The sequence below is a fragment of the Leptolyngbya sp. FACHB-261 genome (assembly GCF_014696065.1).
In the GTDB taxonomy this organism is placed as follows: domain Bacteria; phylum Cyanobacteriota; class Cyanobacteriia; order FACHB-261; family FACHB-261; genus FACHB-261.
The window spans coordinates 488,063-509,998 of the sequence record NZ_JACJPL010000031.1 but is presented as its reverse complement, the minus strand read 5'-3'; the positions used below and the strand labels follow the sequence as shown (position 1 = coordinate 509,998).

Sequence of the window (21,936 nt, the reverse complement as noted above, 5' to 3'; positions counted from 1 at the left end):
GATATGACAATCACCTCAGAACATGCAACCGCAGCCCAAGTGCAAGCTCTCGCTAGGCTCTACTTTGAAACCAATCCTGCCCAAATTTCTGGCGAAACCATCGTGGAACTCTGCGATTGGCTGATGAGCGAATTTCAAAGTCTGCCGCTAAATCTAGAGTTCTCAGACTACGAGCGGTACAGCAATGAAACAGAGATGTTCGCCGACATTGAGCAAGAGCATCTTTGGGTCTCTGCTGACAGCTACGATAGCAGCATTTATCCTAATCCTATTTATGGATTTATCTTTCAGGCACTACATGACTATGACCACTATTTGACCGATAGTGACTTCAGCCTAAAAGGGGAGATAACTAGCTACAATGCCATAGCAAAACGTGCCCCTAGCTTAGAGATTCAGAAGATTCTGTACTCTGAGATTGTGCTACGCTCAGCTGCCTATCTTGATCAGGGACAGGCACCCTCACCGAAGATTGTCTTTCCTTAAAGGTCTTCTCCTAAAGTCTGAAGGTTGCCAACGCAAGATTGTTGTTCATAACCTCAAGCTATAAGCCTGGAGGGATTCAAATGACACATGAATGCCCTTGTTGTTCAACTCGATTATTGCGGCAGATTCACCATCAGAAGGTTGGCTGGTTTTGTTCCCATTGTTGGGAGTATATGTCTGTCTTGCCTGAGATGGAAAAGACGATTAAGACGACATCTATCTATTCCAAAGATTATAGATTTTCCAACCGCGAACAGAGCATGATTTCGAACTATGAGCTAGCGCAGAGGTAAAGCAAGAGGGACAGCAAGAGAGACAGAGCAAAATAGTTCTGTCGAAGTAGTCAGCTATAAAGAGGCCCGAACCATGATTCAAACCACGCTTAATCTACAAACGGCCCCAGGCTATCAAGTTCTAGCTGCCGCAGGCAAAACCGTTCTGCGTCCAGGTGGACGAGCCGCAACCGAGCAATTGTTTCAATGGGCCAACTTTAAACCTGGAGAAACAGTCCTGGAGCTGGCCCCCGGCTCAGGCAACACTGCTATCGATTTGGCAAAACGCTATGGCGTCACTGTGATGGGCATCGAAAGAAATCCTGATAGCGTTGCCATTGCCCAAGCCAAGATACGGGCTGCTGGATTAGAGGATCGGGTTCAAATCATCCAAGGCAACATCTTGCATCTGGAGTCAATCACTCAGCGGTTTGACTATGTGTTAGCAGAAGCAATTCTGACCATGCAATCCAGCACTGGTAGAGACAAGATTTTGCAGACAGTGCGTGAGCACCTCAAGCCCAACGGTAAGCTGCTCAGCCACGAAATAGTAGCGCATCAAAATCTAGAGCAGATTCATCAAGACTTGGCACGCGCAATTCGGGTCAATTCAACCCCTCTAACAGAGCCCTGCTGGATCGAGACTTGCACTCGTGCTGGACTGAAGGTTACTCACAGCAAGAACGGCCCAACGGGATTGCTGAATCCAGCCCAGCTGCTGCGGGATGAGGGCATTATCGCTACAGCTCGGATTGCCTGGAATGTGCTGACTCAGCCTGATATTCGTAACCGGGTTCTGCACATGCGGCATGTGTTTAATCAACACCGCCAGAATATGGGCTACATCGTACTTTGCGCAGTTTTAGAAGCGTAGGAATTTGACCTTTAACTTACAAACTGAACCAGGAAGGAATCTATTATGGTCACCACTCGCTCCCCTCATTCAGCAATCACCGCTCAGCTCTATGAGCGGATTGATTATACAAAGCCGAAGGTTACTAGAATCCCCTTGGTTAAGACTGAGGGTAGCCAATTTGCGCTGATCTGTGTAACAGCAGGGACTGAACTGGCCGAACATGCAACGACTCGAGATGTCTCGATTACGGTGATCGAAGGGCAAGGCACTCTCACGCTAGAAGGGCGGGAAGTTACTTTGGAACCTGGCGTGTTTGTCTTTATGCCTGCAAATACACCTCACGCGCTACAAGCTTCGACCAACCTCGCTTTTTTGCACACTTGAAGCTAGCGGTAGGTAAAAGCCCCAGTTCTTGTATTGGAGCCCCTATGACAGAACTCATAGGAGGAGAGCGATTGGCCTTGAGAGCGAGCAGGGGAGCCGCTGAGTGCTCGATTATTAAGCAATTCTAAAGACAAAAAGCATTTAAGCTCTGTTGATTCGATATCAGCAGTGATCGATTCAGGCTTGGCTGCAAAGCTTCCAGAGTTCGCTCTTGAGCTTCCAGAGTTCACTGCAAAGCTTTCAGGATGCCTAGATTAGCTTCCAGAGTTCACTGTTAGGCTTCCAGGCTACCCGGATCAGCTTCCAGAGTCTGCCGCTAGGCTTTCAAGCTGCCCTGTTGAGCTTTCAGGGGAAGCGTTTCTGCATTCCGCCGAGGCCTTGTGCCTTAAAGTCGTTTGCCACAGTTTTATGATTGTTTCTTAAGCACTGAATTTATTGCTGGAATGTCTTCCAATGCCCGCTTACACCCTTAGGATTATCTGTGTTTGTACTGCGCGAAGGACGCTTGCCAAAACCTAGGACGTAGAGCACCTCTTTGTTCTACACCTTGCCTCACCTCGCTCTAAGTGGCACTGCCGAGCCTAGACAAATTGGCTCTTGACAGACCTTATGCTTGGCTCGATCGTTACCTGTAGCTATCCAGCTTTAGGGAAATATCCATGCCAGAAATGCCCATGTTTGGACTGTTCCTGACCGCCGCGGTCTTGCTAGCGATTACACCCGGTCCAGGCATCTTTTATGTCTTAACCCGAAGTCTCAAGGGCGGACGGGCAGAAGGTTTGGCTTCGTCATTTGGCACTGCTGTTGGCGGGTTTGTGCATGTCATCGCTGCCGCTTTGGGGCTCTCGGCCATCCTAGCCACCTCCTCGATTGCCTTCGCCATTGTCAAATACGTTGGCGCAGCCTACCTGATCTATTTGGGCATTCGCACCTTGGTCAGTGACAATGAGATCGAATTAGAGGCAGACATTCCCGTGAGCACAGCCAGCAATGCCTTTCGTCAGGGCATCATTACCGAAGTGCTCAATCCCAAGACTGCCCTGTTCTTCCTGGCCTTCGTCCCGCAGTTTATTGATCCTCAAGGGATCGTCATCCTCCAGTTTGTGTTGCTCGGCAGCATCTCAGTGGCCCTGAATACCAGTGCAGATATTAGCGTTGCGCTGCTGGCTAGCCCCATCGGCCAATGGTTGCGAACCAGTGCGAAGTTGAGACGGAGACAACGGCTGTTCACAGGCTGGTCCCTCATTGGGCTTGGGACTTACGTTGCTGTAGCTGACAACAAACGTTAAAAGCAAGCGTCGAATGCTGACCTAGTAATGCTGACCTAGTTTGAAACGTGCTACGACGGCATTACCTCGTCAATCGAAAACCTAATAACCCGGCAGGTGCTTGTACTTTAAACAGGATAAATATGACCCTGTACAGTAGCTTTATGGACAAGCAGCATCGCATTGTGTTGCAGTAGATCAGAGGCTTAGGAACTTAGGGGCTTAGGGGCTTAGGGACTTAGAGAATGAAGTTCAATATCCGTTCCCGTGAATGTTTCCATGAACGTTCCTATGAACTGGTCCTTCGCCACTGATTAGCAACCCAATAGAGAATTAGCCTGCTCCACATGGAACGTTTCCCCGCCAGAATTCATATTCTCCTTGCTAGCCAAGAACCAGTTGGGGTTGTGATTAGGCGGGGGCCTTCCAAGTGCGTCTGCACGTTGCTATGGGATAGACGCAAGGATGAATTTACCTTAGCCCAGTGGTTGAAAGGACGAATTTACGAGCGTCGCAGTGACCTGTCCCCCGATGGCAAATACATGATTTACTTTGCGATGAACGGACGCTGGAACTCAGAAACAAAAGGTTCATGGACTGCCATCTCCCGTGCGCCCTGGCTTAAGGCGATTGCCCTGTTCGGTAAGGGCGACTGTTGGCATGGCGGCGGCCTGTTTACCGGCAAGCGCACCTACTGGCTGAACGATGGCTATGGTCATCGTCTCATGCAGAATTCTAGCGAGGTTCGTCGTGATGAAACCTACCAGGTTAAGGAATACTACGGCGGTGAATGCCTCAGCGTGTATTACCCACGGCTGCAACGCGACGGTTGGACCTACCTTCGCAATCACAAACTGGGCAAGCATCAGGATTTAACTGTCTTCGAGAAACCCTTACCAAAAGGCTGGATCCTGCGCAAACTAGCCCATGCAGAGATAGGCGCTCCCCCCGGTAAAGGCTGCTATTGGGACGAACACGAGCTTGAGCACTCCGCCTCTGAAACTCTTTTGAAGTTTCCAAATTGGGAATGGGCTGACTGGGATCAAAATCGCTTAGTTTGGGCAACCAATGGCAGCCTCTGGACCGGCAACTTGCAGCACCACAAACTCAAAAACGTGCAATTGATTTATGACTTTAACGGCCTGCAGTTTGAAGCTCTATCGGCACCCTACTAAGCTCTACTGAGCCTTACCAACGGGGAGAAAGACCAGCCACTATCTACATCTATATGCGGCATCTTTATTGCAGATTTAATTTAGTGCAGAGTTCCGACTGCTGCCTCTACTGCCTGTCGCAACTCACCTGAGATGATTAAGCCCCGTGCTGCTTCCAAATCGCCGGTCATGCTGCGGTCACGATCAAGATGCGGGACCACCCGCCGCACCGCTTCAACTGCTGCCATCACCCCCGGACCCGGATGCAGGGGCTGATGGAAGTCGAGGGCTTGGGTCGCATTCACCAGCTCAATCGCAATCACCCAGCGGGCATTCTCCAGAATCATTGCCGCTTGGCGAGCACTGGTCGTGCCCATCGAGACATGGTCCTCCTGGTTAGCGCTAGTCGGAATGCTATCCACGCTAGCGGGATGAGCCAGCACCTTGTTTTCGCTCACCAAGCTAGCAGCGGTGTACTGGCTAATCATCAGTCCCGAATTCAATCCTCCCTGCTGAGATAGGAAGGCGGGCAACCCAGACAGCGCCGGGTCCAGCATGTGCTCGATCCGCCGTTCGCTGATGTTGGCCAGTTCAGCGATAGCAATTTTGGCGTAGTCCATCACTAGCGCCACCGGTTGCCCGTGAAAGTTGCCTGCCGAAATGACCTCATTGTCTTCGCAGAAAATCAGCGGGTTATCGGTAACCGCATTGATTTCCCGAGTCACCACGTCCAGCACATGACGCAGCGCATCCCGGCTGGCCCCATGCACCTGTGGCATGCAGCGCAAACTGTAAGCATCTTGAAGTTTGTCGCAGTCAGCGTGGGAGTGATGAATCGGGCTATTGGCACCAAGGCCGCGCACATTCTCAGCCACCTCAGCCGCACCGGGATGAGGCCGAACAGCAGTGACCCGAGCATCAAAGGGCCGTAAGCTACCCTTTAGTGCCTCCAAGCTCATGGCGCCTGTGATATCAGCCGCAGTTGCCAACTCCAACGCATCAGCTACCACCAGTGCCCCAATCGCCGTCATCGCCTGAGTGCCATTGATCAAGGCCAGGCCTTCTTTGGCTTCTAAAACCACAGCCTGTAAGCCTGCCTGTGCCAACGCCTCGCTTGAGGGCATCACCTGACCTGCATACTCCGCCTGACCTTCGCCGATCAGGGGGAGACTCATGTGCGCCAGAGGTGCCAGGTCCCCGCTAGCTCCGACCGATCCCTGCGACGGGATAACCGGGTGAACACCGCGATTCAGGCACTCCAGGAGCAACTCGATCACCTGCAGGCGAATGCCACTGAACCCCAAGGCCAGGCTCTGGGCGCGGAGCAGGAGCATGGCCCGTACAACATCGCGGGGCAGAGCTTGCCCGAGGCCAATCGCGTGGGAAAGGATCAGATTGCGCTGCAATTGCCGGGTATCCGCAGGCGCAATGCGGATGTTGGCAAGTTTGCCGAAACCGGTGGTCAGGCCATAGATGGTCTGACCTTGTGCGACCAGGTCTTCGACATAAGTGCGGCTCTTGAGCACCCTTGTTTGAGCCTCAGGAGCAAGGCTGACCCTTGCCCCGCCTCGAGCTACCAGAACTACCTCTTTAAGCGTGAGCGGCTTACCGACAAAAACCTCAGCCGACGCTGCGAAGCTGTTGCTCTGGTCGAGTATCTGGCTAGGTGTCTGGCCGGGTATAGGTTGCTGGCTCAGCATCGGACATCCTTCTCCTGCAATTGGGAACTCAGCCCCCATAAAACCTAGATAAAATCTAGGAAGCCAGTCAGAAAAAAACGCTGCGAGGGGGCTGAAAAGAAACCGGAAACGGTCAGGCGCAGGAGAGTCCTACCTTATCACTTCAGCTTCAGCCAAGGTCGGTTTTTGCAACAGCTTCGCAACACAACGGTATGGCTTTTGGCAGCAACCGCGCAGCAACTTCTAAGACTGCTTCACCAGACCTTCTTGAACCAAAAATTCTTTGGCGACTTCTGCTGGTTCACGACTTTTGCCACTCACCTCATAGTTGAGGCGCTGCATAGTTGCGTCGGTGATTTTGGGAGACAAGCTGTTAAGAATGTCGCCAATTTGAGGGCTGGCATCTAGAGTCTCTTGCCGCACTACAGGCGCAACCTGGTAGGGCGGATACAGGCCCTTATCATCTTCCAATACCACCAAATTAAAGGCGCTGATTTCGCCGTCAGTGGAGAAGGCCTCCACGACATCAGCATCGCCATTTTGCAAAGCTTGGTAGCGCAAACCTGCATCAACGGGGATCAGCTTCTTGAATTTAGGATCTCCATAGACCGCTTTGAGGCCAGGCAAGCCATCTTCACGGGCTTGAAATTCAGCAGTGCTGACTAGTGCTAGCTCACTGCCTTTGGCAACCAGGTCAGAAATGGTTTTAATGCCATATTTCTCGGCAGTTTCCTGCTTTAAAGCAAAGGCTTGGGTGTTGTTCATCGGCGCAGGTTCCAGCCAAGCCAGGTTGAACTTTTCCTTATAGCCTTTGGCCACAGCGTCATAGACTTCCTGGCGGTCGCTCATCTTCGGCAGCTTCAGCACCGTGAGCAAGCCGGTGCCGGTGTACTCCGGATACAAATCGATTTGACCGCTCTCTAACCCAGCCTGCGCCACTGGAGTACCGCCTAAGTTCAGCTTGCGCTCGACCTTGAAACCGCCATTCTCCAAGGCCATGGCGTACATCTCACCGAGAATGAAGGCTTCGGTAAAGTCTTTGGAACCCACCTTGACAGTTGTAGTAGCTGCCGGAGAAGCAGCACCAGAGGTAGCGCTAGGGGTAGCGTCTGAACTGCTACTACTGCCGCTGCAAGCATAGACGGTCACTGCACTCAGCACTGCCAACAGCAGTAGTGTCAGAAGATTACGGATCGACTTCATAAGGTTCACTCCAGAAACAAAGCATTAGGACGGTCATTGGGACAGTCATTGGCACCAGCTTTGGCGAATGTCGCGGTGAGCCCCTGCGTAGCTGTCTGCAACCACCCGCAAGCGAGCACGAAGGAGCTGATGCAATGCGGGTAGCGCGTGAAATGGCACCGAGGGGTAGAGGTGGTGTTCGGTGTGATAAGACATGTTCCAGTTCAGCCAGCGCAGTCCTGCATTAGCTAGAACGGTGCGAGTGTTGGTGAGGCCATCGTTGCTTTGATTACAGCCGGTATGCTCCGGCAGCAGAAACCAGCGCAGGCAAGGCTGTCCAAGCAGAAGCGGAATTAGCCAGTAGATCAAAGGAGCACTGGTCCATGTGAGCAGGGCGTGGGCTACTAGGCTGGTGTAAACCGCTAGAAACAGGCGCGCTTGCACAATGACCTGCGGATGCAGGCGCTTGGGGAGATAGTCCAGGTCGTCAAGTTGGCCTGCTGCTTGCCTCACAAGCCCAACTAGAGCGGCTTGCCAGTAGGGGACGCCGCTGAGTAGCCACAGATAGTGGCGCAGGCTCTGCGGCTTCGGGCTGGCTAACTCTGGATCGCGTTCGGGGCATTGGGTGTAACGGTGGTGGGCTAAGTGAAACTGGCGAAACCAGGTAGGTGGCAAGACCAGGATCAGCCCTGCCAACCAGGCAACAGCCCGGTTCAAGCCAGCGTGACGGAAGGCAGTGCGATGGCTGCACTCATGCAGCGGGGCAAATAGCGCTACCTGAGCTATGCCATGAAGCAACAGGGTCGGGAGCAGCCAGAAACTAAAGCCTGCGCAGAACACGCCTGTACCTGTGAGGGCGATGAGACCCAAGTGCCCCAGGATCTGAATGGCCCCCAAGCGATCTGAGCGCTGGTCCAGAACTCGCAGCTGTGCCAGTGAGATCAGGCGGTGAGGGGCATGGGCTGGGACGAGCGCCGTTGACATGGTTCCGGTGTTCCTGGCAACGCGCAAACGCACCGCAGCCTCCTGGGATGACAAGAGCTAACCACATAGAGACTTCTATATCAACCCAAGGCTTCAAATAGTCAGTTGTTTTACGGTTTGTGATTGAGGCCTTATCTAATAGCCAGTTGTTTACCTCGGGCTACGAATCAGTCAATCAGTAGCCAGGTCCGAGGCTTGGGAATCATGTACCGGGCCCTAGGTCGCTGCACCCTGCACTAGGCTAATCGTGCCATCCTGAGCAAAGACGCGAGAGGCTGGCAGGATGGCACAATCACAACGACCCCGAGTAGTGGTAGTGGGAGCGGGCTGGGCAGGCTTGGGGGCTGCTGACCATTTGCTCAGTCAAGGCTATGAGGTCACGCTGCTGGAGGCGGGTCCCTATCCTGGGGGTTTGGTAGCGGGCTGGAAAACCGAAGGTGGGCGAGCGGTTGAGGCTGGCATCCACGGCTTCTGGTATCCCTATCGCAACATTTTCAGTCTGGTCGAACGGTTAGGGTTGCAGCCTTTCACTCCCTGGACCCGCTCTTCTCAATACTCCCCGGCAGGGCTAGAAGTCGAATCGCCGATCTTTCAAGAACTGCCCCGACTGCCCATGCCCCTGGGGACGTTTTTGTATCCCGACTTTAAGCGGCTGCCTCTGATCGACCGGCTTTCTGCCTTGCCCTTGCTCTACGCCGTAGTCGATTTCGACAATTCTGATGCTGCCTGGCGACGCTACGACTCGATGACCGCTCGCGAACTGTTCAAACAGTATGCTGTCTCGGCGCGGCTGTACAAAGAGTCCTTCGAGCCGATGCTGCTGGTGGGCTTGTTTGCACCAGGGGAGCAGTGTTCGGCGGCTGCCGCTTTGGGCATGCTCTACTATTTCATCCTGGCGCATCAGCCAGATTTCGATGTGGTTTGGTGCCGGGGCACAGTGGGCGAGCGTATTTTTCGACCCTGGGTTGAGCGGCTGGAAAATGCAGGCGCAAAGGTGCTGACGCAACGCCGTGTCACTGATTTGGGTTTAGACAGTGAGGGTCAGGCGACCAGCGTTGTCTGTGGCGACGAAGTGTTCGCTGCAGATGCGGTAATTTTTGCAGTTGGCGTCAGCGGCATGCAGAAGATTGTGTTGGGCAGTCCAGCCTTGCGGGAACGAACTGAATTTCGCAACACCATGAACTTGGGTGCGGTGGATGTGTTGGCAACCCGGCTATGGTTTGACCGCAAAGTGCAGGTGCCGCTGCCCTCGAACGCTTGCTTTGGCTTCGCACCCACGACGGGCTGGACTTTCTTCGATCTCAACGCGCTGCACGATGAGTATCGAGATGAGCCCGGTAGCGTAATTGAAGCTGACTTTTATCACGCCAACCAACTGCTACCCCTGGATGACACAGAGATTGTGTCGCTTGTCCAACGCGATCTATCAACCTGTGTACCGGCCTTTGCGGGAGCGAAGGTTATTGATAGCAGTGTAATTCGTTTGCCGCGTGCCGTTACCCACTTTGCCCCTGGCAGCTACCAATATTTGTTGCCAGCCCAAACTAGCGTTGCCAATGTTTGGATGAGTGGGGATTGGATTGCCAATCGGCATGGTTCCTGGTCTCAAGAAAAGGCTTATGTCACCGGTTTGGAAGCTGCCAATCTAGCCATCGGCTACTTCAAACAAGGACAGTCGGCAACGATTTTGCCCGTCGAAGCAGATGAGCCGCACATTCAAACCGCTCGCAGCCTTAACCAGGCAATCCGGAGCTGGGGTGAAGCGCTTTTGCCTAATTTTTGGTTGCCTTAATTAGCCCCAATTGGTTTTAGGCTGTCCCAATCTAGAGCGCTGATTTGCCCTGCGGCGGATAGGCTTTCTCGCGCTTTCCCGGTGGATCAAACAGCTGACGATGGCGCTGTTTCAGTTGCAAATAGGTCTGATCTTCCCGGGCCTGCTGCCATTTCTGCTTAAAGATCTCGGCTGCTGCTGCTTTTTGAGCATCGAATCCTGGCGGCAATGTCTCACGTGTGCCCTTGGCATATTTTCTGCCACCTTTGTGGTTGCTATAGCGTCGAGCACGGGTATAGCCCATTTGCAGAAACTTGCGAGCCATGTCCATGCCCACAAAATCACCCTGCTGTTTGTAATCGAGAAACAGAGCGTAGATTGCGTCAGCTGACTCTTGAGCAACCTCAGGTGTTTTGAAGCGCCAGTAAGGCAGGATCTCACTTTTGTAGGGTTCCACACTTAAGACCCCCTGCTCACCAATGCCAATTTGGTAAAGCTCAGGATGGGCTCGGAAATCAGTGTTTTTGAAATCTTGGCTGTAGTCGAATTTCACAGCAGGATTGGCCTTACGAACTGCATTGAAAATTACGAAAATTACATTGAAATCGCACTGAGAGTTGCATTGATAGTTAGGTTTGATCGAGTTCCTCCGCCAAGCTGCTGGCGTAGGAGGCATAAAGAGGAGCCCCAACTAGTGCCAGGACTCCCCTTGTGTTTCTCATAATGCACTGACTGCTCACTTGCCAGACTGGCTGGAAAGATACTGAATAATGGCGGTAAACCGGTCAGCCAGTGCGTTTCCTCTATATATAAACCAATGTAAAGCAGCTTTCTCAGCAGACCACTCACCTAGAGGTAGAGATAGAAAATATGGCGACTCACTCTGCTGACAGAGGCTCAATTTGTGAATGAGGCACAATCCTAATTAGCCTCTAATTCAATAAGCATTTCTACGCTACTGGGCCGAAAACCACAGGTTGTAAAGAGGTGCCGGGCTGTGTCATTGGCTGTGGCTGTATCCAAACGTACCTGTTGAACTCCAATCTCTCGAAAACGAGCTAATGCAGCTTGTACCATTTGCCGAGCAATGCCAAGACTTCGATATTCTGGCTCGACCCACAAGTCGTGAATGAAGCCAAACTCTTGGAGACGGTAAATTGGAATTTCCTCTTCCGTGGTTGCAATTAGAAATGCAATGAGCTGTGGCGGCGGCTCTGATTCGATGCGATCTGCCTCAGCAACTAGAAACACACTCCGCTCGTTCTTGGCTTGGGCGATTAACCAGCGTTGATAACGCTGACCGGGATTAGGCAGAAAACCAAATTTAGCTGGGTCCCAGGCTTCATGTAGAGCGCAGATTTTGTCAACCATTACCTGAACGGCTGGTACGTCAACGGGTGTAGCAGGGCGAATCAGCATGGCAGGCGAAACTCGTGACTAAACAATATCGCGGGACGCCTATAGCAGCTATTGCAGCTTGCGACTTCTCTGGCAACTTAGAGCAATATGCAGTCGTCCCAGAAGGACGAAGCTAAAACCAGGGCCTAGAATCAGGACATTGAAATTTAGCCTTCAGTTGCAGGACTCAATGAGAAAAATTCTGTTTGCCAGTTCTCTGTTTTGCCTGGTAGCCAGTTGGGGCTCTCAGTCCTTGACGGTCTCTGCTGACCCTGGGAGCCCGGCGCAGGTTATGGCTCAAGCCGCAAACAGCACCCAACCCCAACCTCAATCCCGAGTCAATTTGTTGAGCGCAGGGGCAGAACCAAGGCAAGTCCTACGCTTTAGACCTGCAGTTAATACCCGGCAGATTAGCACCATTCGTCTTAAGCTAGACCCAACAATTTCCTTTGGCGGCGGCGTTGTCCCTAGAGTGAAGTTACCGGACACAGTTATGAAAGTGGAAACGGTGGTGAATCAAGTCGATGCCAACGGCGATATTCACTATCAGTTTCGTTACACCGAGGCCAATGTCGTTGCTGATGCGACGGTCCCGCGAGAAGTTGTCAATTCAATTCGCTCGCAGATTCAAAAAATTGTTGGTGCCGGTGGTGCTATTGTCACCGACTCGCGAGGGCAAGTGAAATCAACAAACTTGACCTTTCCTCAAGCAGTGGACCAGAGCACTCGACAGACTTTAGAGCAAATAGCGCAGTCGCCTGAGCAATTCTCGTTGCCCTTGCCTGAAGCCGCCGTTGGTCAGGGAGCTCGTTGGCAGGTGACCTCTCCATTGAGGCTTGGCGGTTTGAACCTCACTCAAAATGCCACTTATGAATTGACCAATCTGCGTGAGGGAACGGCCACCCTCAATGTGAATCTGGTGCACAGCGCCGAAGCGCAAACGCTCTCCCTCAGTAGCTTGTCGGATGGCGTCACATTTGCCCTAAAGTCGCTGACCTCTCAGGGACAAGGACAGTCGGTCTTCCGGTTAGACCAAGTCATGCCCTTGCGCTCCAGTTTAGTGCTCGACTCTAACCAAGAGGGCAGTGCGCTCAATCCTGGTAGCTCTGAGGGGACCCCCATTAGCATGAGGCTTCGGATGGATTTGCGTCTTGAGTCTCGCTAGATTCTAAATACTTTGCTGGTCGTAACTGGACTATTGCCTGAGCCTTGCTCGGACTCCATGCCTTTTCAGGTCCTCAACTGATAAATGTATTTGGCAATACAACTCTGGATCTGAACTTCGGGCGAATCTCTTGGCAGCAGAACTGTTTGCTGAAGGCCTGCCTGCTGTCTTGACGCAAGGTCATTCTGATTATGCGAATCCTGCTGGTCGAAGATGATATAACTCTGGCGGAAGCCCTGTCCGACGCTCTGGTGGACGAGCGCTATGTGGTGGACGTTGCCAAGGACGGAGAAGCGGGTTGGGCTCAGGTGAAAGCTTTGACCTACGATCTGCTCTTGCTGGATGTGACCCTGCCCAAGCTTGACGGCATCAGTCTTTGTCAGCGCTTACGCATGAGCGGCTATCATCTACCGCTTCTGATGCTGACCGCCCGCGATACCAGCAGCGATAAGATCACAGGTTTGGATGCAGGTGCCGATGATTATGTCGTCAAGCCATTCGATTTACAGGAGTTGCTAGCGCGGGTTCGCGCTTTATTACGTCGGGGCAGTACGACGCTGCCCCCGCTTTTGACTTGGGGCAATCTGTGTCTAGATCCCAATACTTACGAAGTCACTTATAGCAGTCGGGCTTTGCGTTTGACGCCCAAGGAATTCTCACTGCTAGAACTGCTGATGGCCAATGGCCGACGGGTGCTCAGCCGCGCAGTCATGATTGAGCGCATCTGGCCCTTAGAAGATTCGCCTGAGGAGGATGCTGTTAAAGCTCATATCAAAACCCTACGAGCCAAATTGAAAGCCGCAGGGGCACCAGAGGATTTCATCGAAACGGTCCACGGCATCGGCTACCGTCTCAGACAAGCCTCATAAATTAAATCTGAAATTCAAGCTGGGCTGCTCAGATCACCGATTAGGAACAGATGGCTTTGTTCCTCTGAGCGAAAAGCCGAACCTTGACCTGTCTACTCCTGTTATACCAACTCACTTTTTAACCGCTACAGATTGACCCCTCCCAACCTCCCCTTGCCAAGCAGAGGAGCCGTAAGCAGTGGGATTTTGATGGGTAGCTCTCGTTTAGAGAATTGATATTACTGCCTGTTAGCTTTTGCTTGAATTTAGTTGAATTTAAATAGAACTGGTAGCTTCTGCTACTGTAGAAAAAAAGCCTAAAAGGGCAGTTGAGCTTGCCTCAATTGAGTTGACCAACTGTCAGCTATCTTAGATAAACCTGTAAGCCTGACGCCACGGGAAACGCTTAAACTTCTTCCCGATTTCTTCCCGATTTCTCTCTAACTTCTCCCAAATTTCTCCCAGCTTTTTCACGTCTATACCGTAAGTTGCGTGTTCAAGTTGAGCACTAGACCTTGGCTTGGAGGAACCGAAGACGTGAACAGCCGACCCCCGTTATTTCTATCCCGTCCCCAGGTCGTTCGAGGCTTATTGGCCACTGGTGCCTTTGGCATCACAGCCCGCTTCGGAACGGGTTGCACCCCTGCGCCAGCAGCGACCACTAGTTCTACCACTGGCGCTGGCGCAGCCAATATGGGCTTCATCTATGTAGGAGCCAAAGATGACTATGGTTGGAACCAAGCTCATCACGAAGGCGCAGCAGGAGTTTCTAAAGAGCTAACCTGGGCCAAGACCGTGGAAGAGGCCAGCGTGCCTGAAACCACAGCGGTTGAAGAAACCATGCTGAATATGATCAATCAGGATGGCATTACCGCCCTATTTCCTACCTCTTATGGCTATTTCGATCCCTACATTCTAAAAGTTGCCAAAGAATATCCTGAAGTCCAATTCTTTCACTGCGGCAGCTTGTACCAGGAAGGAGTTTCACCCAAAAATGTCGGCAGCTATTTTGGCGATGTCGATGAGTCACAATATATTGCTGGCGTAGTTGCAGCAAGTACTTTTAAAACTAAGAAATTAGGCTTTATCGCGGCCAAGCCAATTAACCCTGTGCTGCGCAACATCAATGGCTTTACGCTAGGTGCTCGCAGCGTTGATCCCGCGACAGGGGCGCTGGGCACGAATAATTAAGGTCAAAACCTAAGAGCAAAACCTAAGAGCAAAACAGCAAAGAACAAGCCCGAACCTAGCTAAATTCCCACCTGAAAATAGCCCCTCAAAATGGAATCCTGACAAGGCGAAGCCCTATGACATCAATAGCGAGTGTAGTTGTAGAAATAGCCAGACCACCAGAATTAGAAGTGGTCAATATGACCAAGCAGTTTGGCTCGATGATCGCACTAGACAATGTCTCCATGACGCTTAGGCCGGGGAGCTTTCATGCTCTCTTGGGGGAAAACGGTGCGGGCAAAAGCACGTTTGTAAAGTGCATTATGGGCTTCTACACGCCGACCAGTGGTGAAGTCTTGATTGACAAGCAGCCCTCTACGATCGCCAGCCCTCGCGATGCTCAGCAGTTTGGCATTAGCATGGTCTACCAGCACTTTACCTCGGTGCCAGCGATGAGTGTGGCCGAGAATTTAGTGCTGTCTCGATTCAACAGTCCCAATATTATCAGCTGGAAAGAAGAGTATGAGCAGCTGCGTGAGTTTATGGCCGATGCGCCTTTCCAGGTTAATTTAGACACGCCTATTGCTCAACTGGCAGCGGGTGAAAAACAGAAGCTAGAAATTCTCAAGCAACTCTATCTCAAGAGCCGCATTCTGATTCTGGATGAGCCGACCTCGGTACTCACCCCCAACGAAGCTGATGAAGTTTTGGGCTTGTTACGAGAACAGGCTTCGGGAGGACATCTTAGTGTCTTGATGATCACCCATAAATTCCGCGAGGTCATGGCTTTTGTGGATGAAGTCACAGTGCTAAGACGAGGCAAATTTGCTGGTCATGGCTTAGTGCGTGATCTCTCAACCTCTGACATGGCTCAAATGATGTTGGGTGAACAGAGGGAAGTCAAACCCGTTGAAAAAAATGCTCCGCCCTCGACCACACCCATTTTGGAGGTTAGAGGTTTAAGGGCGAACAAAGACAATGGCCTAGAGGCTGTCTTAGGAGTTAATTTGACGGTTCATGCCGGCGAAATTGTCGGTATTGCTGGTGTCTGTGGCAATGGTCAGCGGGAGTTAGTCGAAGTTTTGGCAGGTCAGCGAACCGCAACCGCGGGCCAGGTGATCGTCAATGGCGAGGTCTACAGGGCCACGCGTGGCGAAATGTATCGACATAAGATTTTCGCCCTACCCGAGGAACCGTTGCGCAATGCCTGCGTACCCCACATGAGCGTGGCGGAGAATTTAGCCCTGCGCACCTTTGACCGTGAGCCCCAAGCCAAGGGCGGCTGGTTGCTGATTAAGCAGGCAACACTTCAGTTTGCTCAGGGTTTGATTAGCCAATTCGAAATCAAAACACCGTCGGCCGATACCCCCGTTGGCAATCTGTCGGGCGGTAATGTTCAGCGTACTGTACTAGCGCGTGAGCTTTCTGCACACAATATTAAAGTTCTAATTGCAGCAATCCCTGCTTTGGCCTCGATTTTGCTGCGGTGGAATTTATTCATTCGCAGATTGTTGAGGCGCGCAACCGAGGCGTTGCTGTCTTGCTGGTGAGTGAAGACCTCGATGAATTGCTAGCTCTTGCCGATCGAATTGCAGTGATTAGTGAAGGTAAGTTAGTGTACGAAAGCCCAATTGCAGATGCCGATTTTGCAACAATTGGGGAACGCATGGCAGGACATGAATAATGCGAATTGACGCCCAGCCCTACGATTATGAGCTGCCAAACCTCAGTCAGGTCGCTTTGGTGATTATCGACATGCAGCGAGATTTTCTGGAACCTGGCGGTTTTGGTGAAGCCCTGGGCAATGATGTTCATCGCTTACAAGCGATTGTGCCAACGGTCAAACTGCTTCTAGACAGCTTCCGAGCGCAGAACCTAACGATTATTCACACGATTGAATGCCATCTTCCTGATTTGTCTGACTGCCCTGTTTCGAAGCAGAAACGAGGCCGAGGGACACTCAATATTGGCGATCTGGGGCCAATGGGTCGAATTCTGATCAAAGGAGAACCTGGCAACGACATTATTTCAGAACTGGCTCCTTTGCCGAGTGAAATTGTAATCCACAAACCGGGCAAAGGAGCCTTCTGTCGTACCAATCTAGAAGTGCTTCTGAATGAACGGGAAATCACCCATTTATTAATTACAGGGGTGACAACAGAGGTCTGCGTCCAAACCACAATGCGTGAGGCCAATGATCGTGGTTACGAATGTCTTATGGTTGAGGATGCAACGGAAAGCTACTTTCCAGAATTTAAGCAAGCAACTCTGGCAATGGTGCGTGCTCAAAGTGGAATTGTGGGCTGGACTGCATCGGCAGCAGCTGTTTTACAAGGGTTGGGTGGTGTTAAGAGCGCTGCGGTAAGGTAAGGGTGAAAGTTGTTCCCAATCCCACTTTGCTCTCAAAGGAGATCTGGCCTCCATGCAGATCTACACAGGTTTTAACCACGGCTAAGCCTAAACCGGTACCGGTGATATCGCCAACATTTTGACCACGATAGAAGGCCTCATACAGCTGTTGCTGATCTTCGGGTGGGATACCGATGCCCTGATCCCTGACCTTGAAGATGATATTTTCACCGTGGGTCAGTTCCAGATGGATTTGGCTCTCTGGAGCTGAGTACTTCAAGGCGTTAGACAGCAGATTCGTCAGAATTGAGTGCAGAAGTTTTTCATCTAGGTAAGCTTGGATGCAGCCAGAGTGATTGGTAAAGCGGATACTGCGCTCAGCAGAGCCATTGCCGCTATGTCCTTCGCCATAGCCATGCCTACTGAGTTGAACTTCTTCAATTAAACGCTGGCAAAATTGGTCTAAATTCAAGAGTTCAGGTCTGTACTCTAGCTTGCCAACCTCTGCTCTAGTGAGCGTGAGAATATCGGATAGTAATTGAGCCATCATTCTAGCGGCTGAGCGAATGCGTCGGAAATTGCGGTGTTTACGCTCTTCCGTCCACTCGTGGCTGTTATTCTCCAAACCCTGCACTGAAACTAAAATAATGCTCAGCGGCGTGCGGAACTCATGGGAGGCCATCGAGAAAAAACGCAGTTTGAGATCACTGATTTCACGAGTGCTATCTAGCTCCGCCGTTTGCTCTTGGATTCTAGTTTCTAATTCATCATTTGCCAGACAGAGGGCAGCTTCTGCCGAAGACCGTTCAGTAATTTGCCGATGCAGTAGGTAGTAAATGCCAACTAGCAACGCAAAACATAGGCAAACCCCAATCATGTCCACGACCACTGTGTCGCGGACGCTGGCTTCAGCTGCCCCTCTTGCCGCTTGCAACCGGGATTGCTCCGCCTGTTGCAGGGCTACAACTTCGCGTTGCAGCTCAGCCTGGAAGCTTGGCTCTGGTGAGGCCAGCGGCTCTCCGCTTCGAGCAATTAGCACTTGCAAGTCTGCGAGTCGCTGCTGAGTTTGAGCATCAGTCGTTAGCTTTTGAAGAGTCTCCACCTCTTGCCTAAGAGCCTGTTGCTCAGCAGGGCGACCAATTCTATCGGCCTCGTTGCCTGAAACGATGAACAGAATTTTGGCAAGGCTGACAAGCATCTGGTGGGAGCTTTCAACATGTTCTGTACTCTTGATCAGCAGAGTCATGCTGCGATAGGAGACAAAGCTGATGCTGCACAAAATCAGCAACACAAGACCGACCGCGCCTGCAATTAATTTCTTCTCAAAAAACCATCGCCCCTGAGTTTGATGCAAACTGTAAAGCGCTTGCCGGAGTTGTTGAGCTTGGGCGGTGGCAGTATCTGCCGTCATGCGGCTTTGGTTATAGAGTTCAGCCCGGTCGACATAGTCAGAGGTTGGCAGGGCTAGCAGTGACCATTGACGGTCAGTGACTTGAAAATTTCGAGTGCAAATATTGCGGTTGCGGTACAGCGATTCCCCCGCCGCCTCAATATTTCTCTCGTATTGAGGGTTAGAAAGAATTTGCTTAGTTTCAGCTTCGTAGTAGGCCAAAAAACCTTGGCCCGTTCTACCCGATTTATCATAAAGATACAGGTTAATCTGATCGAGATCTAAGCCCGGCAAAGCGGCCTTCACAATATCAGCGATACGGAAGACACCAATCACAAATCCTTGCAGAGCCTCGGGTCGCATCGCTAAACTCTCAGGCACAACTCCACTTTGGTAAATCGGCAAAATCACCAAAAAGCCAAAAGTAGCATGGGTTTCTTGGACGAGTTTGATGCGGCCACTCGCAACTGTGCTCCCCGTATCCCGAGCTTTTTGCATGGCAGACCAACGGGTGGGATCAGAGGCCAAATCAAAACCAAGGGCTGGTCGATTTTCTGTGAAGGGTTCCACATAGAGAACGGGAAAATATTCAGAGCGCTGTGTTGCTCTCAGTGCCTTGCCCTCTGCGGTTCGCTCTGTGATTTCAAAAACTGGATAACCTTCAGCTTGTACCGCTTGTTCTAAGCCTGAACGCTCGGAGTCTCGAATGCGAGGTAACCATTCCAAAGCATAAATACTAGGGTGACGGGACAATGTTGGTTGAACGAAAGATTTAAAGTCCTGTCTTCTGACTTGCTTAGACGAAGCATAGAACTGGCTAATGGAGCGAAGCACTTCAAGACAAGCGTCTACACTTCTTTGTAAGTTGACCGCCAAGATATCCGCACGCTCTTGCAGTTCTGTTTTCATTGGTCGTTGCCCCAGACGGACTCAGGTTTAATCCTGGCATTATTGGGGCAGTCGTTGAGGTTTATGGCAAACACAACCTGATATCATCAATGTCTAATTTTGATGCTTTCTCTAGTTGTGTCCTAATTAAGGGTGTTTTGACTCCGAGTGATTTGCCTTGATGACTCTTGATCCAGCCAGGAAAAATGTTCTGCTACTTGCGTTGTGCCAAGCACTGGGGATGACTGGGAATACGGTCCTGGCTACCGTGGCAGCGCTCATTGGTCAAGCCTTAGCCGACGATAAATCCTTGGCCACTTTTCCTCTGGCTCTACAGCAGTTGGCAACGATGGGGGCAACCATTCCTGCCTCCCTGCTCATGCAACGCTTGGGACGTCGGGTTGGATTTCAGATTGGGGTGCTAGTTGGCATGGCTGGTTCAGTCTTAGGCGTTTACGCAATTTCGAGCCAAAGCTTCCCTCTCTTTTGTCTGGCGACGATTCTGTTCGGTAGCTTTAACGGCTTTGCTGGCTTCTACCGGTTTGCGGCGGCTGAAGCAGCTCACGAACAGTTTCGCAGCCAGGCGATTTCCCTGGTCATTGCGGGTGGAGTCATTGCTGCACTGGTGGGTCCTGCTTTAGCAACCTGGTCCAGAGTGCTGATGGAGGCTCAATATGCGGGCTCTCTGGTGGTGATCATTACGCTGCAACTGGTTGCTCTTCTGCTACTGACCTGGGTGGCAATGCCCCGCGCCTCAGTTGTGCAACAGACAGAACCCGTACGGCCTCTAATGGTGATTGCACGTCAGCCTAAATTCATCGTAGCTGTCTTGGGCAGCATGTTGGGATATGGCACGATGGCGCTGGTCATGACTGCTACGCCTTTAGCTATGGTTGCCGCGTCTCACCCATTCGATGCTGCGGCCTCTGTAATTCAGTGGCATGTGCTGGGCATGTTTGCACCATCGTTCGTGACCGGTTTTCTAATTGCTCGGTTTGGTGTACTCAACATCATTCTGTGTGGCGGCGTACTGAATGCATTTTGTATTGCTATCAACCTGCTTGGCACCGGTTTTCTCGAGTTCTGGGCTGCCCTGCTGCTGTTAGGCATTGGTTGGAACTTCATGTTTGTCGGTTCCACCACTCTATTAACTGAAGCCTATGCTCCTGCTGAGCGGGCAAAGAGCCAAGCCATGCACGACTTTTTGATGTTCGGGTTCGTTGCCTTCGCCACGTTTCTATCGGGAAGGCTGCTGTACGACTTCGGTTGGGATATGGTGAACTACGCAGGTATTCCAATGAATGCCCTAGCGATAGCTGCTGTGCTCTGGTTACGCCAGCGACGTGACTTAGCTCCAGTTTCGCCCGACTGAGGCCCGTCAGCTTGGCCTTGGCTATTTAGTCATAACAGCAGCTATGGCTTAATAGGACAGTGATGGCTTGAATACAGACGAGGCTAGCGATTCACAGCAAAACAGCCCAGCAAAACCAGTGTGAGAGGTAAAGCCTGAAAAAACGCAGCAGGACTAGAGGAGGAGCGCATGACAATTCCAGGCAGGATGGAGCTGACCGTTAAAATCAGCCAGTTTCCCGAAAATTTCAAAACCGTAGAAAACGGTTGGAAGCAGATCCAGGTGGAGGTGGGGGGCAAAGAAATCACGATCAAAATGCGGCCCAGGATGTTCAACAAGCTAGAGAAAGCCAAGGCTGAGTATCCAGAGTGGATCGCCTCAATTGCAGGCCAGATGGGACCCAATACGCCTAAAGGATTTATCCTTTTAGAGCCCAACCTTCAAGTCTTTGAGCGTAAGCCCAGACCTGAGGTTGCGGCAGCTAGTCAGGCTGACGCTAACTGAGCCCAGCCCGAAACCTGCAATAGTCTCCGGACAGCTCTCTTCCAAGGCTTTCTCAAAACGTTTCGAGAGAGCTGTGGGAGGGAGCTATTGTTTAAGTAATATTAAGAAGCGGAATGTTAAGCAGTGTTTAGCAGCTTGAGGTTGCGCAAGCTCTTAAGAAAGTCAAAGCGTATCCCTCTAGACTGAAGTCAACTGCTTGTAAGCCCTGTAGAACCTGGATAAATTGCCGAAATTTAAAGCTGCTGAGTTAGACAGCACACACTGATGCAGCCGACAGTGCTGGTGTAATGTTGAGAAATCTAAAGCGAAAGCATGAAATAAAGCTAAGACCTCCCCGCAGATCCTTCAACAGCATGCAAACTACAAAGTAGGAGCAGTAAGGACCTGAGGAAACGTAGGTTTATGTTGAGAATATTGAAGTTGTTTAAGCAAATCTTCAATTCATTTACTCGCAAAAAAGCTCCAATTGGTCATTTGGTTCGCTGTTGGATCCAGGATGGCTCTCCCCACGGGTTTGAAGCTGTGGTCTTAGTGGAGTCAGATGCCAGCCTTGACCTAAGCGACTCGACTATTCTTTGCAGTCGTGCGGCCTCTATCTTCTGGCATCACTACCGCCAGAGGCCTTATCAATACGCCAGCTTAGGCTCGGTCTACAAAACTCCAGCCAATGCAATTCGTAAGACAGTCTTGTTCAAAGATGGCCGAGGTCTAGACCTAATCAGCTCTAGACGTCCAGCCAATGATCGTGACGATCGGCTCACTAAAGGAGAAGCAATTCTTACGAAAGAGCCTCGTTTACTAAGCCAGGTGTAGGTTGAACTCTAGGGCTCGCAGCAC

21 protein-coding genes are annotated in these 21,936 nt (G+C 51.4%); 15 read left to right on the top strand and 6 right to left on the bottom strand.

The window, feature by feature from the left end; all coding sequences use genetic code 11:
- Positions 1 to 3: 3 nt before the first annotated feature.
- The 5 genes from H6F94_RS27445 to H6F94_RS27425 all read left to right on the top strand — a co-directional run bounded on the left by H6F94_RS27445 (position 4) and on the right by H6F94_RS27425 (position 4,441).
- Positions 4 to 486, top strand: coding sequence for a transposase (locus H6F94_RS27445; RefSeq protein WP_190805444.1), 483 nt, complete (start codon positions 4 to 6; stop codon positions 484 to 486).
- 366 nt (positions 487 to 852) lie between these two features.
- On the top strand, positions 853 to 1,632 hold the full coding sequence (locus tag H6F94_RS27440) for an SAM-dependent methyltransferase (RefSeq protein ID WP_190805443.1): 780 nt from the start codon (positions 853 to 855) through the stop codon (positions 1,630 to 1,632).
- 45 nt (positions 1,633 to 1,677) lie between these two features.
- Positions 1,678 to 1,998, top strand: coding sequence for a cupin domain-containing protein (locus H6F94_RS27435; RefSeq protein ID WP_190805442.1), 321 nt, complete (start codon positions 1,678 to 1,680; stop codon positions 1,996 to 1,998).
- Between the two features lie 659 nt (positions 1,999 to 2,657).
- Positions 2,658 to 3,287 (top strand): LysE family translocator, encoded by a 630-nt coding sequence (locus tag H6F94_RS27430; protein WP_190805441.1) that lies wholly within the window; start codon positions 2,658 to 2,660, stop codon positions 3,285 to 3,287.
- 422 nt (positions 3,288 to 3,709) lie between these two features.
- Positions 3,710 to 4,441 (top strand): hypothetical protein, encoded by a 732-nt coding sequence (locus H6F94_RS27425; protein ID WP_199320680.1) that lies wholly within the window; start codon positions 3,710 to 3,712, stop codon positions 4,439 to 4,441.
- 80 nt (positions 4,442 to 4,521) lie between these two features.
- Here the strand turns inward: H6F94_RS27425 and hutH are convergent, their stop codons facing one another.
- The 3 genes from hutH to H6F94_RS27410 form a co-directional block, all read right to left on the bottom strand.
- Entirely contained in the window at positions 4,522 to 6,120 is a 1,599-nt protein-coding gene (gene hutH / locus H6F94_RS27420; RefSeq protein ID WP_190805439.1) for a histidine ammonia-lyase, read from the bottom strand.
- 222 nt (positions 6,121 to 6,342) lie between these two features.
- Complete coding sequence (locus H6F94_RS27415; RefSeq protein WP_190805438.1) at positions 6,343 to 7,302, bottom strand: glycine betaine ABC transporter substrate-binding protein; 960 nt, start codon at positions 7,300 to 7,302, stop codon at positions 6,343 to 6,345.
- 45 nt (positions 7,303 to 7,347) lie between these two features.
- Positions 7,348 to 8,265 (bottom strand): fatty acid desaturase, encoded by a 918-nt coding sequence (locus tag H6F94_RS27410; RefSeq protein ID WP_190805437.1) that lies wholly within the window; start codon positions 8,263 to 8,265, stop codon positions 7,348 to 7,350.
- A gap of 283 nt (positions 8,266 to 8,548) precedes the next feature.
- Between H6F94_RS27410 and H6F94_RS27405 the strand changes: the two genes are divergently transcribed.
- Positions 8,549 to 10,057: a hydroxysqualene dehydroxylase gene (locus tag H6F94_RS27405; RefSeq protein ID WP_190805436.1), complete on the top strand. Its 1,509-nt coding sequence runs from the start codon at positions 8,549 to 8,551 to the stop codon at positions 10,055 to 10,057.
- 31 nt (positions 10,058 to 10,088) lie between these two features.
- Here H6F94_RS27405 and H6F94_RS27400 read toward each other — a convergent pair whose 3' ends face one another.
- Positions 10,089 to 10,712, bottom strand: coding sequence for a DUF4385 domain-containing protein (locus H6F94_RS27400; protein ID WP_190805435.1), 624 nt, complete (start codon positions 10,710 to 10,712; stop codon positions 10,089 to 10,091).
- Positions 10,713 to 10,957: 245 nt separating this feature from the next.
- Entirely contained in the window at positions 10,958 to 11,455 is a 498-nt protein-coding gene (locus H6F94_RS27395; protein ID WP_190805434.1) for a GNAT family N-acetyltransferase, read from the bottom strand.
- Positions 11,456 to 11,624: 169 nt separating this feature from the next.
- On the opposite strand from H6F94_RS27395, the gene H6F94_RS27390 reads away from it, so the two are divergent.
- The 6 genes from H6F94_RS27390 (at position 11,625) to H6F94_RS27370 (ending at position 16,987) form a co-directional block, all read left to right on the top strand.
- A complete protein-coding gene (locus H6F94_RS27390) occupies positions 11,625 to 12,599 on the top strand; it encodes a hypothetical protein (protein ID WP_190805433.1) in 975 nt (324 codons plus the stop codon).
- Between the two features lie 191 nt (positions 12,600 to 12,790).
- On the top strand, positions 12,791 to 13,468 hold the full coding sequence (locus tag H6F94_RS27385) for a response regulator transcription factor (RefSeq protein ID WP_190805432.1): 678 nt from the start codon (positions 12,791 to 12,793) through the stop codon (positions 13,466 to 13,468).
- Positions 13,469 to 13,984: 516 nt separating this feature from the next.
- Positions 13,985 to 14,638, top strand: coding sequence for a BMP family ABC transporter substrate-binding protein (locus H6F94_RS27380; protein WP_190805431.1), 654 nt, complete (start codon positions 13,985 to 13,987; stop codon positions 14,636 to 14,638).
- A gap of 116 nt (positions 14,639 to 14,754) precedes the next feature.
- A complete protein-coding gene (locus H6F94_RS27375) occupies positions 14,755 to 16,167 on the top strand; it encodes an ABC transporter ATP-binding protein (protein ID WP_313949387.1) in 1,413 nt (470 codons plus the stop codon).
- Positions 16,158 to 16,301: a hypothetical protein gene (locus tag H6F94_RS33370; RefSeq protein ID WP_313949386.1), complete on the top strand. Its 144-nt coding sequence runs from the start codon at positions 16,158 to 16,160 to the stop codon at positions 16,299 to 16,301. The genes H6F94_RS27375 and H6F94_RS33370 overlap by 10 nt, the downstream gene beginning before the upstream one ends.
- A complete protein-coding gene (locus tag H6F94_RS27370) occupies positions 16,301 to 16,987 on the top strand; it encodes a cysteine hydrolase family protein (RefSeq protein WP_199320678.1) in 687 nt (228 codons plus the stop codon). Before H6F94_RS33370 ends, H6F94_RS27370 begins: the two co-directional genes overlap by 1 nt.
- On the opposite strand, the gene H6F94_RS27365 is transcribed toward H6F94_RS27370, so the two are convergent.
- Positions 16,965 to 19,265 carry a CHASE domain-containing sensor histidine kinase gene (locus H6F94_RS27365; RefSeq protein ID WP_190805430.1) on the bottom strand — a complete coding sequence of 767 codons (2,301 nt, stop codon included), beginning with the start codon at positions 19,263 to 19,265 and terminating at the stop codon, positions 16,965 to 16,967. The two genes, H6F94_RS27370 and H6F94_RS27365, sit on opposite strands and share 23 nt — an antisense overlap.
- A 160-nt stretch (positions 19,266 to 19,425) precedes the next feature.
- On the opposite strand from H6F94_RS27365, the gene H6F94_RS27360 reads away from it, so the two are divergent.
- The 3 genes from H6F94_RS27360 to H6F94_RS27350 all read left to right on the top strand — a co-directional run bounded on the left by H6F94_RS27360 (position 19,426) and on the right by H6F94_RS27350 (position 21,912).
- Positions 19,426 to 20,616 (top strand): MFS transporter, encoded by a 1,191-nt coding sequence (locus H6F94_RS27360; protein WP_190805429.1) that lies wholly within the window; start codon positions 19,426 to 19,428, stop codon positions 20,614 to 20,616.
- Between the two features lie 168 nt (positions 20,617 to 20,784).
- On the top strand, positions 20,785 to 21,099 hold the full coding sequence (locus H6F94_RS27355; RefSeq protein ID WP_190805428.1) for a fertility inhibition FinO-like protein: 315 nt from the start codon (positions 20,785 to 20,787) through the stop codon (positions 21,097 to 21,099).
- 402 nt (positions 21,100 to 21,501) lie between these two features.
- Positions 21,502 to 21,912: a hypothetical protein gene (locus H6F94_RS27350; RefSeq protein WP_190805427.1), complete on the top strand. Its 411-nt coding sequence runs from the start codon at positions 21,502 to 21,504 to the stop codon at positions 21,910 to 21,912.
- Positions 21,913 to 21,936: the final 24 nt, after the last annotated feature.